The sequence below is a fragment of the Fusibacter tunisiensis genome (assembly GCF_016908355.1).
Lineage (GTDB): Bacteria > Bacillota > Clostridia > Peptostreptococcales > Acidaminobacteraceae > Fusibacter_D > Fusibacter_D tunisiensis.
Window position 1 is genome coordinate 32,313 of record NZ_JAFBDT010000014.1, and the last position, 16,651, is coordinate 48,963.

General features: G+C 39.9%; 14 protein-coding genes. 11 read left to right on the forward strand and 3 right to left on the reverse strand.

What is annotated here, in order from left to right; translation table 11 throughout:
* Positions 1–154 precede the first annotated feature (154 nt).
* The 11 genes from JOC49_RS08845 to JOC49_RS08895 all read left to right on the forward strand — a co-directional run bounded on the left by JOC49_RS08845 (position 155) and on the right by JOC49_RS08895 (position 13,573).
* The gene (locus tag JOC49_RS08845; protein WP_204664457.1) at positions 155–1,096 is read left to right on the forward strand and encodes a hypothetical protein; all 942 of its coding nucleotides are present in this window, start codon (positions 155–157) and stop codon (positions 1,094–1,096) included.
* Positions 1,097–1,106: 10 nt separating this feature from the next.
* Positions 1,107–2,054: an OmpA family protein gene (locus JOC49_RS08850; protein WP_204664459.1), complete on the forward strand. Its 948-nt coding sequence runs from the start codon at positions 1,107–1,109 to the stop codon at positions 2,052–2,054.
* Between the two features lie 20 nt (positions 2,055–2,074).
* The gene (locus JOC49_RS08855; RefSeq protein WP_204664460.1) at positions 2,075–4,720 is read left to right on the forward strand and encodes a phosphodiester glycosidase family protein; all 2,646 of its coding nucleotides are present in this window, start codon (positions 2,075–2,077) and stop codon (positions 4,718–4,720) included.
* Positions 4,721–5,641: 921 nt separating this feature from the next.
* Complete coding sequence (locus JOC49_RS13530; RefSeq protein WP_423875432.1) at positions 5,642–5,728, forward strand: hypothetical protein; 87 nt, start codon at positions 5,642–5,644, stop codon at positions 5,726–5,728.
* Complete coding sequence (locus JOC49_RS08865; RefSeq protein WP_204664464.1) at positions 5,700–7,037, forward strand: serine/threonine protein kinase; 1,338 nt, start codon at positions 5,700–5,702, stop codon at positions 7,035–7,037. Before JOC49_RS13530 ends, JOC49_RS08865 begins: the two co-directional genes overlap by 29 nt.
* A gap of 1 nt (position 7,038) precedes the next feature.
* The gene (locus JOC49_RS08870) at positions 7,039–7,719 is read left to right on the forward strand and encodes a vWA domain-containing protein (RefSeq protein ID WP_204664466.1); all 681 of its coding nucleotides are present in this window, start codon (positions 7,039–7,041) and stop codon (positions 7,717–7,719) included.
* A 14-nt stretch (positions 7,720–7,733) separates the two neighbouring features.
* On the forward strand, positions 7,734–9,158 hold the full coding sequence (locus tag JOC49_RS08875) for a protein phosphatase 2C domain-containing protein (protein ID WP_204664468.1): 1,425 nt from the start codon (positions 7,734–7,736) through the stop codon (positions 9,156–9,158).
* 116 nt (positions 9,159–9,274) lie between these two features.
* Positions 9,275–9,724, forward strand: coding sequence for a MarR family winged helix-turn-helix transcriptional regulator (locus JOC49_RS08880; protein ID WP_204664470.1), 450 nt, complete (start codon positions 9,275–9,277; stop codon positions 9,722–9,724).
* An 80-nt stretch (positions 9,725–9,804) separates the two neighbouring features.
* Positions 9,805–11,034 (forward strand): aminopeptidase, encoded by a 1,230-nt coding sequence (locus JOC49_RS08885; RefSeq protein WP_204664472.1) that lies wholly within the window; start codon positions 9,805–9,807, stop codon positions 11,032–11,034.
* A gap of 11 nt (positions 11,035–11,045) precedes the next feature.
* Positions 11,046–12,710: a 2-oxoacid:acceptor oxidoreductase subunit alpha gene (locus tag JOC49_RS08890; RefSeq protein ID WP_204664473.1), complete on the forward strand. Its 1,665-nt coding sequence runs from the start codon at positions 11,046–11,048 to the stop codon at positions 12,708–12,710.
* On the forward strand, positions 12,707–13,573 hold the full coding sequence (locus JOC49_RS08895) for a thiamine pyrophosphate-dependent enzyme (protein ID WP_207754713.1): 867 nt from the start codon (positions 12,707–12,709) through the stop codon (positions 13,571–13,573). The genes JOC49_RS08890 and JOC49_RS08895 overlap by 4 nt, the downstream gene beginning before the upstream one ends.
* Here the strand turns inward: JOC49_RS08895 and JOC49_RS08900 are convergent.
* The 3 genes from JOC49_RS08900 to htpG are packed head-to-tail and all read right to left on the reverse strand — an operon-like array spanning position 13,570 to position 16,485.
* Positions 13,570–14,262 (reverse strand): LrgB family protein, encoded by a 693-nt coding sequence (locus tag JOC49_RS08900; protein ID WP_204664475.1) that lies wholly within the window; start codon positions 14,260–14,262, stop codon positions 13,570–13,572. The genes JOC49_RS08895 and JOC49_RS08900 overlap by 4 nt on opposite strands.
* Entirely contained in the window at positions 14,255–14,617 is a 363-nt protein-coding gene (locus JOC49_RS08905; RefSeq protein ID WP_204664477.1) for a CidA/LrgA family protein, read from the reverse strand. The genes JOC49_RS08900 and JOC49_RS08905 overlap by 8 nt, the downstream gene beginning before the upstream one ends.
* Positions 14,614–16,485: a molecular chaperone HtpG gene (gene htpG, locus JOC49_RS08910; RefSeq protein ID WP_204664479.1), complete on the reverse strand. Its 1,872-nt coding sequence runs from the start codon at positions 16,483–16,485 to the stop codon at positions 14,614–14,616. The genes JOC49_RS08905 and htpG overlap by 4 nt, the downstream gene beginning before the upstream one ends.
* Positions 16,486–16,651: the final 166 nt, after the last annotated feature.

The window sequence follows — 16,651 nt, forward strand, 5'->3', positions numbered from 1 at the left end:
GCTATGCCTATTCTATTATAACATCCTAGCCGTTTTCTAAAATAAAAATTACAATTTAATGAACAATATTATTAAAAGTGTTTTACAGTAACAGTTTTGAAACATTCTTATGTTATGATGATAGCAAAATAGATCACATTTTAAGGAGGCATGCATGATTGAACTTTTATTGAGAATGAACCCTATTGGTCAAGTGATTATCGTTTTGATTTTATTGGTATTATTGGGCACTTTGGTGGCTATGTTTAAAATCAAAGCAAAGTATGTAAATTTGGTCTACGATGTTTTAGACGATGCCAATCGAAAAAGCAGATTGTTTAAATTTCCGGTGAACAATGCAGTTTCAGATGACTTTAAAACGGCTGTAGATCTTAGAATAACAGAAATTAATACACCTGCAATTATTGATAAGAATATGCAGACGTTTTTGTCTGGAACACTTATTGCAGAACGGTTTGTAGCCAAAGCATCCGGACTTATGATTATCCTAGGTCTAGTGGGTACTTTTTTTGGCTTAACCTTATCCATATCAGAGCTTGTAAACTTATTGTCGTCCACCAATGAAGCGGTTGTTGGAGATGTAAACTTAATTACTGGCGGTTTGCTGAGTTCGATTAATGGCATGTCCGTTGCTTTTGCCACATCTCTATTTGGCATCAGTGCATCAATTGTGGTGAATGTGTTAACCATTTTGGTTGGGACATCTGAATCCAGAGCCCAATATATTTCTGTTGCAGAAGAGTATTTGGACAATGTGCTTGGCCACAAAACCTCTGATTTAACCCTAATTGATGAATCCGGTAGAACGCCACTTGAAATTGCATTTGAGCAATTGGGCGAACGTCTTTCTGGAGATTTACAGTCTGTATCCGAGGCCATGAGTTATAGACTGACAGTGGCCTCAAACAGCATGAAAGATACAGCTGAAAGCATAGAAAAGAGTTTGGTTTTATTTGACACCTCAGTAAAGACTTTTTCTGAAAACACAAGGGATTTTTCAGAATTTAACCACCAACTTAAAAACAACATTCAGAGAATGTCTTTGGCTTTCGACGACTTAACCACAGATATACGCGAAAACAAAACACAATCGTGAGGAGGCATAGATGAAGAGTCGTAAGAGAAGAGACATACACACGGAACCTGAAAATTTTTGGCCTTCCTTTACCGACATGATTTCAACCATAGCCATAATCCTGTTTTTTCTAATGTTTTTAATGTATATCAACAACATTATTGCAGGCAAGGACCTTGAATTTTTAAGAAAGGAACTGCAGGATACGGATCGACGGCTGGAGGCCAGTAGACTTGAAATCAGTCAAGCGGAAAAAAACTTGAGGCTACTGGAAACGGAACTGGATCAAACCATGGCTGAAGTGGAAGCAGGCCAATTGGCACTTACTTTGTCAAGAGAAGAAATCGAAGAACAAAGAGATATTATTGCCAACAGCAATGAAGAACTGGGCAACCTTAGATCAAAACTCCAGGGAATTGCGATTTTGAGATTAGATGTTTTAAATGCCGTTAAGGATTCGGTCGAATCGGTCCTTGGGAAAACCAATCAAGCGGGAGAGCCCTTGGTTTTAATCAGTGATAATGGGAGTATTGTCATTAACGAAGGGGTCCTATTTGATCGGGCTTCCTATACCATTAAGCCCGATGGTGAAAAATTGCTTGCACAATTGGCATTGGCGTTTGAAGCTGTCTTGGACGACTCCGAAACCAGAGCCAGTATAGATGCCATTAACATTCAAGGCCATACGGATGAACGGGGTGAAGGGGATTATAACCGCGAACTTGGTGCCATGCGTTCGACATCGGTTGTTAATTTTCTAATGCAATCGAATCCGAATTTGGAAAGCACATATTCAGATTACTTTATGGCCAGTACTTATTCTGAATACAGGCCTGTAGATGACAGACAAACAGAAGCGGCTTATGCAAAAAATAGACGCATCGAAATTGGCATTATTCTTAAGGATTCACATGTTCAAGATGTAATTGATACGTATTTGAATGATGCTATGGATGCTTTTAATGAGTCAAATGACTAGAGAGAGTGTGGGATCGACTTATGAGAAATAGACGAATTGATAAAACGGCAAAGCGTTTTCAAAAATATTTGGTATTAATGCTTGGGATCGTTGTGATATGGGCTGGCACATCTGCCATTACATTTGGTGCGTATACGACCCTATACGAACGGTATTCGAAAACGGAAAATCTTGCAGATGGTGTGGTGCATCAAACCTTACAACGGTTTACAGATGAAGGCTGGATCAATGTAAATATTATACGTGTTGCATTGGATTCTGGTGCAGAAATTGTTCCATTAACGGCCCCTTACTTATCTGAGCGAGAGACCTTGTCAAAAATGATTGAAGCAAATGATCAGTCTGATCTCATTGTGGGTGGACTAAACACGGACTTTTTTGGGGCAGCGACGATAGGTGGTATTGTTAAAGACGGTGAAGTTGTAACTACCAGTGTTGGTGGTTATGAATTTGGATCTTTTAATCTGGATCAAAACAACGTTCCCATGATCAGTTATCTTCCTGAGCCGGTTCATACCCTAAAAGCGAAGTGGTGGACCTTTGTTTTAGACCACATTAACAAACCACATTTATCCGGTGATACACTGGCTTTATACACGCACTATTGGGGAGAAAAGTCCTTTGGAAATACAATTGGGACGCCTGTTCATGAAGTGCTGGTAGAAGATGGTGTTGTGGTGGAAACCAGGCGGAGTGGTGCGCCCTTTGATCTTAAAGAAGGCGCTTACGTGATTGCAGCAACAGGAAATCGTATTTTTGACATAGAATACCGTTTAAGTGTTGGAACTGAAGTTGAATTTAATGCAGATGATTATGTGACAGGGCTTAAATTAAGCCTTGGTGGTGGTGCACAACTTGTTAAAGAAGGTCAGGTTGTAAGTCCGTTTTCACTAAATGTCTCTGGCTTACATCCAAGATCTGCGCTTGGGATTAATGCAGATCGCAATGAATTGATTTTGGTTGCTGTAGACGGACGAACGGCATCTTTTAGAGGCCTTAGCCAAACAGAACTTGCGAAGCTGATGCTAGAGCTTGGCGCATACGAAGCCATAAATTTTGATGGTGGTGGGTCGACGCAAATGATGGGAAAATCACCGTGGTTGGGAACGATGTCTATTTTAAACGCACCTTCAGACCAATCTGAAAGAAGAATTTTTACAGGAATTGGTGTGGCAAAGGCTCCAATAGAATCGCCTGAACTTAAATATATCAAGGCGACAATGGCATCAGATCAATTGCTTCTAGGTGTATCATCCCAAATTAAAGTTCAAGCGATTGATTCCAATTACACCAAAACTTTAATGAATGATGGTATTGTCCAGTATAAGGTGGCAGGTGTTGAAGGGCGATTTGAAAACAATGCGTTTGTTCCAGAAAGTACTGGAAACGGCGTTTTAATTGCAACTTATCAGGGAAAAAAATCGACCTTTGAGTTTGCGGTGAGCGACATGCCACTTGAACTTAATGTATCTCCCACATCGGTTAATTTAAGTCCAGGAGAATCTGTTCAATTACATTTTTCTGTCATCACAGAATATGGAAATAAAGTGGCGATTCCGGCAAGTGTGATTGAAACATCAATATCTGATAAGCTGGGCATATTCAATTCTGAAACAGGCATTTTTACAGCAGGTGACTCTGTAACAGAAGCGATTTGGGAATTCAAGTATGCAGGTTTAACAGATTATGTGCCTGCAGGTATCGGTATTGGAAAAGTGGTGTTGGCAGATTTTGAATCGTCAACGGGAACTTTTTCAAGTTATCCGTCAGACGTTTCAGGAAACTTTTTAGAAATTAGAGGCTTGGGCCTTAAGGGGTCGAGTGGCGGTATGCTAACTTATGATTTTACTGAGACTGAAGTTACACGAGCTGCCTATATGAATTTTAATACCCCTGTGATTTTGCCTGAAGGCACTACCCAATTAACCCTTTCCGTAAATGCTGGTGGTGGAAATGGACATTGGCTGAGAGGTCGAGTCTTCGATGGCCAGGGAACGCCTTATAACATCACTTTTGCAAGGACACTTGATTGGGAAGGCTATCAAGAAGTCACTGCTGATATTCCAAGTGATTTAGAAGGGCCGTTGACCTTGGACCGAATTTATCTTGTGGAAACAGACCCGCTTATAAAGGATAAGGGGGGCATCTATTTAGACGATTTAAAAGCCACTGTGTCTAGCGCTTTTGAAATGGACGTTCCAGAGCCCATTACCCGTTATGCGGATGTTATGAAGGCATCGATTCCGCAAACAGTCCTTGAAAGTGAGCGTATGGCATTGGCGCTTGAAAATTTAGAGGCGCTTTCTGACCGGATTACAACTGTTGCGTTAGACAACAGCAAACAGACGTTTAAAGACACTGGTGGACGCCAGTGGACACAAATTATGACAGCTCTAAAAGCTGTTGATGGTAAACCACTGATTTTTATAGTATCAGATCCTCAAAGGTTTAAAGATCCTTTGGAGAAGGATTTATTCTATCAAATGACGGGTGCTGCAGTGGCTAGAGGCGTAGAAGTTCTTGTAATTTATCCAGCTTCTGGGGACACTTTGGAAATGGATTATATCAACCGCACACGTGTCATTCACTTACCGGAAGATCAGATGCCACTTGAACTTGGTCTGTTTGACGGTGGACTGTATTTTAACCTCAAGCAGTTGAATTAAAATTGCGTTAGAATTGAATTAGAGAATATTAAAGGAATACTAAACAAACCCGGGTGGAGATAAGCCCGGGTTTTTTATATGCTTAAGGTAGATACAAGGAGGCATCATGCGAAGAAAACAAACTGTCGAACACCTTAAGCGTGTGTTTTCGAGATGTGATATAACTGGATTTGCCACCAAACAGTTTAAAGGACTGCTGGCTGATTACATACCAAATCAGATTGGGCTTAAGACTCGGCTTGAAATTATGGGACAATCTGGGTTTTTGGAAAAAATCTTTCAGTGGACGAAGTCGTCTCAAAATCGTCTAAACAAAATTGAAAAAGAGGCACAAAAGTTTTCGAGAAACTATGGTTTTGAATATGGCGTGGTAATAGAAACTGTTAATTTGGTTTTAGAAGCAATTGGTGGTAAAGGCATTGAAACTGAAAGCCAGCCTGAGGAGAAATTTGTAGGGAATTTTACAAAAACACATATGGGCCATTTTAATACGCTTGAACCAGCGTCTCTGTGTAAGCAAGGTCAAGAAATTAAAAAGAAATCCACTGGAACTCGAAACCGAATTGAAGTGACTTTGGGATTTGTTTTGCTTATAAGTCAACTGTTTTACTTGTGGTTTGTCCTTGATATTTCACGCGATGGGTATACGCTCTTTCAAACGATTTATTGGCCTGTTGGCATTGTAATTGGCGCAATTTCAATTCTTGCAATTCCAAAAGGAATGGTTTGGTTGCCCCTAATTTTTCTAGGTGGACAACTGGTTATATCCGGCCTATATTCGGCGCAGAGGCCTCTTTACGGACAAATACAATTGGCCATTTGGTTAACCTTGTTGCTGGCATATATCCCAATTTTATGGACCGGGTTTGGCAGGGGGACACGGTTTAAATTCAAGGTGGCCGTTAGATCTTATGGCGTCACATTTTTAATTTTTGTGATGATGCAGATTTTGGTACAAAAATTCATTTAGGAGGCAGGCATGTCGGATTTATTGACTATTGGGGATAAAGTTGTATCGCAAACATCAAGTTATGAAATTCTTAAAGAGATTGGAATGGGTGGACAGGGGGCTGTTTATAAAGTTACAGATGGCGACAGGTATTTGGCTTTGAAGTGGTACAAGCAAACGACGGCAACACCTGAACGGTATGAAGCAGTTGAGCATCTTATTGAAACAGGTGTGCCCGGGGAACACTTTATTTGGCCAGAAGAAATTGTTGAAGGTCAGTCCCCTGATCATTTTGGATATGTGATGCCATTAATTGACACCGCTAAATATGAGAAGCTGTCCGTTTATTTTGGCAAGCCTAAGGAAATACCGGATTTACATTTGGTGATAGAAATCTGTAAACAACTGACGCAGAGTTTTTATGAACTACATCTTCGAGGGTATTGCTACACTGACTTGTCATTTGCCAATGTTTTTGTGGATTTCAGTTCTGGGAATATTCTAATTTGTGACACGGACAATATCTCTATAGATAAAGTCGATAAATTGGAAAATACTTGGGGCACAGTTGGGTTTATGGCACCGGAATGGATGCGCGGTGAAAAACCACCGAGTACTTACACAGATTTGTATGCCCTTGCAGTGGTTATATTTAGATTGCTTCATTTTCAACACCCGCTTCAAGGTCGGTTGGAATTTGAATTGCCAATTGTAGACGAGGCAGCTTTAAGGTCACTTTATGGAGACAATCCTGTTTTTATTTTTGACCCTGAAAACACGACAAATAGACCTGTTGAAGGGCGAAAAGATATTGGGGTTTTCTTTTGGTCCCTTTACCCAAATTGGTTCAAAGACCTGTTTGTCGATTCTTTTACCAAAGGCCTTTGTGCACCTGAAATGCGGGTGCGAGAGAGTGTCTGGCAAAAGAAATTGACGCGACTTCAGGCAAGGCTATTTAATTGTGTGCAGTGTGATGGTCAGCTGTTTTATGAGCCAGGCGTTATGACACCTGCATCCATTTGCCCATATTGTGGCCAAGAAATTGGGGTGATTCCACCAAGACTGAAGGTCGATCATCAGGTTTTAATTTTGATTCCAGGCAGAGTTATCTATAAGAATCAGATTGTCGATGATTTTGATTTGTTTAGTGATGAAAGTGTGGGTGTAGTCCAGCAAAAACCAGACAGTCCAGAGATTTGGGGCATAAGAAATACAAGCAAATCAAATTGGTATGCCATGGTTGGCGATGAATTTATCAGAGAAGTTAAGCCGGGTGATATTGTACCTTTAATGCACCATATGAAACTAAATTTTGGCGATGTGACCGGACAAATACGTTTGGCTGCAAGTTATAAGAAGGAGGCATAAAATGCTAGATCGACTTGGAAATATGGGAACACGGGACTTACATTTGTTTTTTTTAATTGATGCATCAGATTCTATGAGCTATGGTGGTAAAGTTGAGACTCTAAACAATGCAATTCGGGAATCCATTCCCCACATTCGGGAAATTGCGCGTGAGGCAGAAGGCTCAATAAAAGTACATGCATTGACATTTTCCACAGGCGCACGTTGGATTTATAATCATGTAGATATTGAGAATTTCATTTGGGAAGATGTCAAAACAAAAGGCGTAACGGATATGGGGCGTGGTTTTGAAGTTTTGGCTGATAGTTTGGAAACTGGATTCGAAAAAGCGAGAGGGTATCAACCTGTTATGATTCTATTGTCGGATGGTTTGCCAACAGATGACTATGAAGCTGGGCTCAAAAAATTGACTGACACGTATTGGGGATCAAAAGCGCTTAGAATTGCCATTGCCATAGGTGGAGATACGGATATGGATGTCTTGCAGGATTTTATAGGAGACAGTTTTGGAGGCGAACTTAAGCCCCTTCTTGCAAAAAATGCGATAGAGTTAAGAAATTATATCCGTTGGGCATCAACTGCTGTATCCCAAGCTTCAATTAACCCATCTGTTGGAAAAGTGCCTTTACCACCCACAGTGCCAAAAAATGAAGATCCAAATGAAATGGATTGGGATTGGTAGACCCTATGGCTGTTATGGCTTCTGCATCAGTCACTGGAAAACGACATGTACTGCAGGGTACGCCTAATCAAGATGCTGTTCTTGGATGTACTGGCCACCACCAATTTATGGTCTTGGCAGATGGACATGGTGGTGAAAAACACCATCGCAGTAAAGAGGGGGCGAATTTAGCAATTGAAAGTGTGGTTGAGTGTCTTGAGGCTTTATGGGAAGAAATTGTGGCGCTTCCATCTCTGGATAAGCGTCTGGTCTATTTTGAAAACACGTTTAGTCTTGCAGTTTGTGACAAATGGCTTGAAAAAGTTGAGTTTAATCCCGAACCGTTTGGATGTACCTTGCTCGTGGCGGTTTGGTGTGAAGAGGCCTTATATTTTCTGCAATTGGGAGATGGACGTAGTGTTGTTGTTTTAGAGGATGGTGCGGTAATTTATCCCATTTCTGAAATTGAACGGATGGGTGGTGAAACAGACTCCTTAGCGATGCAAGATGCGTGGTTGGCTGTGCGCATTGGCTATATTCAAGAGGAACGTCAGGTGGTTTTTGCAGGGCTTTTTTCAGATGGGGTTACAAACGCGTATCCAAGTGGCATCATAGATGAAACTAAGTTTTATAGGGCCATGGCAAGCGTTGAAAATCCGGATGATTTAGAAAATCATTTAACGAAAGCACTTGAAATCGCAGAATCTTATTCCAAGGATGATGCAAGTGGGATTGTTTATCGGCCATTGAATTGCAAGACCAATGCTGAGGTAATTTGTGACAATCCATGTATTGTTACGGCGGATTACCCATCTCATTGGAGACCTGTATCTGAATTGCTGGCGGGTGCTTTAATGCATAAAAAAATAGAAATTGCACAGAGGATTGCTATAGGCAATTGGAAGAATGCTTACAGCCAGACAGAACTCTCCATTAAACGTTTGTTTTTAGATGAGCGGACACAAGAAATACATTTTATGTGTCGTCTGGGGACGGAGGCAGAGCGGTTGGCTTTGATTCAAAGTTTTTTTGAGCCATATGACTTCGGCACAGTTAATAAAGAGACCCTCAATCAGTATACAATTGATCAAAAACGCAAATTGGCGTATTGCTTTGTGTGTGGTGTTTCTTATATAGGTCATTGTCCAATTTGTGGGTGTGAAAATAAGTCGGGCATTGAAATTTGTTCTGGAAACGGGACCTTTAAAATTCAGTTTGACACCAAAATTTTTTTACACCACCTAATGCCCTTGAAAGGTACTTTTGATCCTTTAATAGGTGAAATTGTACAACATCCAAAAGATTTCTCGGTGTGGGGCATTGTGAACAGGTGCAATTTTCAGTGGGAAATGACCTCTCCAATACAAAAAAACATAAAAAAGAATGAAGTGCTGAAACTTATCCACAAAGAAATTGTTTTAAATATAGGCGGAATCCCCACTGCAATCCGATTTGTTTAGAGGATTTATACAAATCGGAATTTTTTTCGTTTTTTTTCAAAAAAATTGAATATTATTGCTGAATAAAGGATATTATGGTATATATAAGAAAACAAACGGAAAGGGGTAATAAAAAAATGAGAAATGAAGCGATTCATCAATTAATGTATGACGCCTTGGAATTAATGCCGTTACTCAACAAACGATTTTTGAGGGAAGAGGAACTGTTTAAATCAGAAGGGTTATATCCATCCCACATCCAGATTTTGTTGCTTTTAACAAACAATAAGCAAATGACAATGTCTGAAATTAGTCGGGAAATTCATGTGATTAATTCAAATTTAACGCCATTAGTGGATAAGTTAATTAAACTCAATTATTTGAAGCGTCAACCTTCTAAAAAAGATAGACGTGTGGTGCATATTTCCATAACCACTGCTGGGAAAAAGCAGGTAGAGAAGCACAGAGCTTATGTCGAGGCCATGTTATCAGAAAAACTTGAAAACTTGTCTGATGAAAAAGTAGCGGAATTGCAACATCATGTAACTGAGATGTTGGCAATTGTGAATGCATCATTTGACGCGTAGAAAAATATTTGTACAACATCAAAAAATTTGATAATCTGAAATTAGGTCTGAATAGTCCTAATTTTTTTTTAGGGGGAATTATGAATCGTATAAATCTAGAAAAATATGCAACGTTATTGGTAAAAACAGGTATTAATTTAAAAAAAGGACAAATTCTTGTGATTCGAACACCTATAGAATGTGCAGAATTTGCCAGAATTGTTTCAGAAGTGGCTTTTAAAGCTGGTGCGGGTGATGTGGCTTTTATGTGGTCAGATGAAATCGCAGCAAAGATTCGTTACCTTTATGGGCCGGATGAAATTTTTGATACTTTTCCTTCTTGGCAAAAAGAATTTTTTCTGTCTTATGCCAGAAAGGATGCTGCATTTCTTTCAATTTCAGCATCTAATCCGGAGGCAATGAAAGGGGTCAATCCCGAAAGAATGCAACGCTATTCAAGAGTAAGCAGTGAAGCAATTGCAGAATACCGAAAGCGTATGATGAACAATGAAAATGTCTGGTGTGTGGCCTCTGTGCCAACAGAAGCATGGGCGAAGAAGGTTTTTCCAAATGTGGGTTCAGAAGCGGCAGTTTCCAAATTGTGGGATGCTATTTTAAGTGCAACCCGTGTCTATGAATCAAATCCAGTAGAGGCTTGGGAAATTCATAAGGAGAATCTTAAGGGAAATGTTGCAAAATTAAATAATTTTAAATTAAAAAAACTACATTTTACAAATTCTCTTGGTACAGACCTTCATATTGAATTGCCTGAAGGACATCTTTGGATGGGCGGTTCTGATTTTACACCAGATGGGCATGAATTTATTGCAAACATGCCAACAGAGGAAGTGTTTACAGCACCCCTTAAAACAGGTGTAAATGGCAAAGTTGTCGCGTCTATGCCACTAAACTTTAATGGCAGTTTGATTCGAAATTTTGAGCTTGAATTCAAAAACGGCGCCGTTGTTTCCTATCGTGCAGAAGAAGGCGAAGAGCAGTTGAAAATGTTAATCGAAACAGATGAAGGGTCAAAATTCCTTGGTGAAGTGGCTCTGGTTCCATATGATTCACCAATTTCCAATACAGGCATTTTGTTTTATAACACACTTTTTGATGAAAATGCGGCGTGTCATTTGGCGCTGGGCGAAGCCTATCCAGTATGTGTCGAAGGTGGAGAACACATGGATGCAGACACTTTAGATGCACATGGCATTAACCGCTCCATAACACATGAAGATTTTATGATTGGAACGGCTGATTTATCCGTTAAGGGAATTGATGGGCAAGGTCGTGAGATTCTGATTTTTAAAGAGGGTAATTTTGTAATATAAAAAGGTGGCTTATGCGAAAAACAATTGGTATAGCGGGTGCGGCAGGCGAGGGCATCAACACGGTCCAAAGCTTTCTTGAAAAGAACCTTAAACGTCAAGGTTATGCTTTGATCTCTTATAAAAATTACATGTCTAGAGTAAGGGGGGGCTTTAATTATGCCCTAATTACCCTTTCTGACGACACAGTATTTGCTGTGGAAGATAAGGTTGATTTATTGGTTGCGCTTAATTCAGATGCTGTAAAAGAGGCTGGTACTTTACTTAAACAAGATGGTATCCTTTTAGGTTTGGATGTTTTCAAAGAGGTATGTGCATTTTCTGGTCGCGTCATCTGGGTTTCAGAAAAACAACTGAAAGAAATATCCAAAATCAAAATGGGCATTGGAATGTATGCTGTCGGTTGGATTCTTAAGTACTTTGGCCTATCGAAGGGCCAGCTTCAAGGCATTACACATGCCACATGGGATGCGTCTGTTCAAAAAGAAAATGCTCAGTTGCTGGAATTTGGCTATGATGCAGCGGATGGTGTTTATGACTATAAACGGACGGAAGACCGGATATTGGTGAGTGGCAATCAAGCCACTGCACTGGGTGCTTTGGCTGCAGGTTTGGGTTTTTATGCTGCCTATCCAATGGCACCTTCAACTGGGATTATGAACTATCTCTCAAGTCAGGAAAAGACTCTTGGCATTGTTGTTGAACAAGTTGAAGATGAAATTGCTGCGGCAATGGCGGCGATTGGCGCGTCAACGTGTGGGGTTAGGGCTATGACAGGGACTTCAGGTGGTGGCTTTTCATTAATGGTGGAAGCCTTGGGATTTGCTGCAGTTGCCGAAGTCCCATTGGTGATGTGCAATGTACAAAGGCCCGGTCCTGCAACAGGTCTCCCGACACGTACGGAACAAGCAGATTTATCATTTGTAGTCAATGCCTCTCAAGGTGAGTTTGCTAGGGCGGTTATGGCGCCGATTGATGTTGAAGATGCTTTTGAAACTTCTTTTAGAGCTTTTAATGTTGCAGACCAATATCAAATTCCAGTTATTCTTTTGACAGATCAACTCCTAGCGGACACAGTAAAAGGGATTGATCGCTTTGATACATCAACACTTGAGGTTAATCGGTATTTGGATACGAAAGATACGGAGGTCTATGAAAGATATGACTTCAATCAGATAGAGGGTAGACGCCGAATACCAGGGTTAACTCAGTCTTTAATTATGACAGATTCACACATACACACAAGTCATGGCCGTGTTTCAGAAACCAGTGAAGATACAGTGGCCTTAAAACATAAATTCATCAAAAAGATGGAAGCGCTTAGAAGACAAGCAAAACCCCCTCTATTTTATGGAGACAGTGCTTACGAAACCCTGTTTGTTTGCTGGGGATCTACCTATGGTGCTTTAAGAGAGGCTGTTGATCTTTTAAATGCAAAGGGGCACAGGATAGCTTTGCTTGCTTTTACGGATGTCTATCCTTTAAATGAAGCCTGTATGAAACCCTATATAAAACCCAATATTAAGGTGATAAATGTTGAGGGGAATGCTTTCAATCAATTTGGAAAATTGTTAAGACTTGAGACTGGTGTTGCTTATGACGGCACCATTAACCGATATGATGGCAGGCCATTTACAGGTCAGTGGATTGTGGAAGCTTATGAGGAGGGATCCTTTTGAATCAAATTGAAATAAATGAAAATCCTTTTGTTTCGGAAAAAGGCACAACTTGGTGTCCAGGGTGTGGTAATTTTGGCATTTTAGAGGCCTTAAATCAGAGCTTGTTTGAAATGGGAATAAAACCTCAAGACGTTTTGATGGTATCTGGAATTGGACAAGCAGCCAAATTGCCGCACTATATAAATGCAAACGGATTTAACACCCTTCATGGACGTGCATTGCCAGCTGCCTTAGGGGCTCATGTAGCCAATTCTGCCCTTAAAGTAATTGTCAATTCGGGCGACGGTGACACTTATGGTGAAGGGGGAAATCATTTCTTGCACAATGTTCGGCGCAATTTGGACCTGGTTCACATTGTGCATAACAATCAAGTATATGGTTTAACAAAAGGACAGGGATCGCCAACTACCCCGCTGGGTCAAAAGACAAGACTTCAGGTAGAGGGCATGCGGTCAGATGCTTTAAATCCAGTGGCTATGGCTGTAGCGCTTAAGTGTTCTTTTGTCGCCCGTAGTTTTTCTGGAAATTTACCACACTTAAAGGCAATGATAAAAGCGGCTATGGCGCATAAGGGGTATGCCTTGATTGATGTGCTTCAACCTTGTATTTCGTTTAATAAAATCAATACTTTTAAATGGTATAAGGACCGCGTTTACGAATTAGATACGTCTTATGACCCTACAGATGAGAACGCAGCTTATGAGATGGCGTTAAAGTATGGTGACGCGGGAATACCGATTGGGATTATTTATTCGAATCCAAAACCAGATTTTTTATCACGGATACCGCATATGAAAAAACCGCTGGTTTCAATTGATAGAAAACCAGCGGATATCGATACTTTGTTGGATCGGTTAACTTAAAAAAATGAAATCAGGAAGGGGATTAGCAGAACTGTTATAAGGCCAGCAAGGCCTATTGCAGCACTGCTGAGTGCCCCTTCTTTTTCGCCTATTTCAAGGGCTTTTGAAGTACCTACTGCGTGTGCGGCAGTTCCTATGCCAGTTCCAACTGCGATGGGGTTGTTGATGCGTAAAACTTTTAAAACCAATGGTGCCATAAAAGCCCCACCAATTCCTGTAATAATGACCATAATGACAGTTATCGAAGGAATGCCACCGATAATGTCTGTCAACGCCAAGGCCATTGGCGTGGTAATGGACTTAGGAAGCATTGACAACAAGATGTCTTCTGATAAATTGAAAAAATGCCCCATGATTAAAATAGATCCAAAAGATGCCAACACACCGGAAGTGATTCCAATGATTAAGCTTAGAAAATGTTTGAAAATTAAGTTGCGTTGGCGATAAAGCATAATCCCTAGTGCGACGGTAAGTGGGCTTAAGAAAAAATGAATGCCATCACCGCCTAATTTATACGATTCATAAGGAATTCCAGTAACAACGAGTAGGGTTATAATTGAAATTAAAGCCACTAATAATGGATTTGCAAGGTCAGAATTGGTTTTGCGTCTAACCCATAGCCCAAATTGATAGGCTAGGATTGTAAGCACAATTCCAAATGCAGGTGTGGTTAGAATAATATCAGCCATTTTCCCTCCTTTTACGTGTGAGCAAGTTTGTAACTGTAATGGTTACAACGAGTGTTATACCAGTTGACACAAGCGCAATTACAATCATAAGGGGGAGGGTGGCAGCGTCTAAGTTTGAAAGTGCCATAATGCCAACGCTTGCTGGAACGAAAAAGAAGGCGATGTTAGAGAGTAAAAAATCGGCAATATCTTTTATTTGTTCCTCCTTTAAGATGCCTAAAGTGAGAAGAAGGAAGAGTAAAAGCATACCGGATATAGGCCCTGGAATAGAGAGAAGGGGTCTAATCACGTGGCTTATGACCTCGCCCGTGATCCAGATCCCCATTAATATTCCAAATTGGAATATAAGTTTCATGAAATTAACCGCGTCAATAGCAGGTTGCTCCTACTTACAAATCGCGTCATTGCCTCTGGAGAGAGTTGTGTGTGACTGAGCATTGCTAAATCGTAAAGGTGTGCGCAAATCATATCCCGAGTTGATGACTCCAATGTCTCATTTGTAATTAAATTGGAGACCAATACATGGTTGGCATTTAAAATAAGCGTCCCATTGGTTTCAAACATTTTGGGATCAAGTCCAGCACTGCCATACATCCGCATCATATCTTGCATTCTACGGGACTCTTCTGAAAGTATAATCATACTTGATAAATCGTTGTTTTTCATTCTCTCAAGTTTAACTTCCAGTTTTTCGTTTTCTAAAACATCCCTAAAAAGCGTTTGAAGTTTTTCCTCATTTTTTGTTTTTTCTGCGTCTGATTCTGCGTCGCCTGCTTCTTTAAAGAATTCATTAAGATCTGAGTCAACTCTTGCAAACGAAAGATTTTCTTTTTTTGATTCCAACATGGAAATAAAAGGTGCATCGATTGTATGTTCTAAAAGGACTGCATTTAGATCATGTGCCTCAAAAAGATTGATGTATTGGGCTTGTTGAATATGATCTGTAACGTAAAACACTTTGTTTTCGTGCTTGTCAAGGGCCTCAGCTAGATATTCATCAAGGGTAACATATTGGTCTTGAATGGTTTTGAATAAAATTGATTTTTCCACATTCTCAAAGAATTTCTCATCTTTAAGGGTTCCAAACTTTATAAATGGATTGATGTCTTCCCAAAAACCTTCGTAGCTTTCACGTTCGGTTTTAAACAAACCGTTGAGTTTATCCGCTACCTTTTTGCTGATGTAGGTGGATATCTTTCGGACAAAACCATCGTTTTGAAGAAAACTACGTGAGACATTGAGGGGAAGGTCAGGACAATCAATGACCCCTTTTAACAGTAGAAGAAATTCTGGAATAACTTCTTTAATGTTGTCGGCAACAAAAACTTGTGAATTATACAATTTGATTTGTCCTTCAATGGTATCAAATTCTGTATTTAATTTTGGGAAATAAAGAATGCCTTTAAGGTTAAATGGATAATCCATGTTTAGGTGGATCCAAAAAAGAGGTTCTTTGAAATCCTTAAATGTTGCTTGATAAAAATCTTTGTAGTCTTCATCTGTACATTCTGAAGGCATTTTCATATATAGGGGTGTCGTTGTGTTGAGTGGTTTTGCTTCTTGGGGTTCGGCGTCTTCTTTTGCTTCTTCGCCTTCAACTGTTAAATAAATCTCGTAAGGCATAAAAGAGCAATATTTATCCAAGGTCTGACGTAAGGTGTATGCGTTTAAAAATGATTTGCCTTCATCCCCAATGAAAAGGGTAATGTCAGTTCCGCGATGTTCTCGCGATCCCGTTTCCATTTCAAATGTTGTCCCACCATCGCATGTCCAAAGAACTGGATCAGTGTTTGGCAAATAGGATTTTGTGTGTATTTCCACTTTTTCAGCAACCATAAACGCAGAATAAAAGCCGAGCCCAAAATGACCGATGATTTGATCTTTATCGGATTTATCTTTGTAGGTGTTCAAGAAGTCTTCAGCACCGGAAAATGCGATTTGGTTGATATACTTTTTAATCTCTTCATCTGTCATGCCAATACCATTGTCAGAAAACACAATGGTTTTGTCTGCTTCATTTAAACGCACTTCGATTTTAAAGGATTCTTCTGAATCCAACGCCACTTCTTTCATTGTTGAAAGCTTTTTAAGTTTGGTAATTGCATCACTGGCGTTGGAGACCAGTTCTCTAACAAAGATATCATGGTCTGAATACAGCCATTTTTTAATGATTGGAAAAATATTTTCACTGTGAATTGACAAGTTACCTTTTTGTTGATTCATATTTACTCACTCCTCATTATTTTCTATAAAATTATGATACTGTTGGGGCATCAAAAAGTCAAGCGTCAATTAGCACTCGACCGAAAAGAGTGCTAATATTAAAAAAGATAACCTTTTTTGTTGTGTTGTTATTGTTTTTGGATATATATGGAGTGACAAATAATTT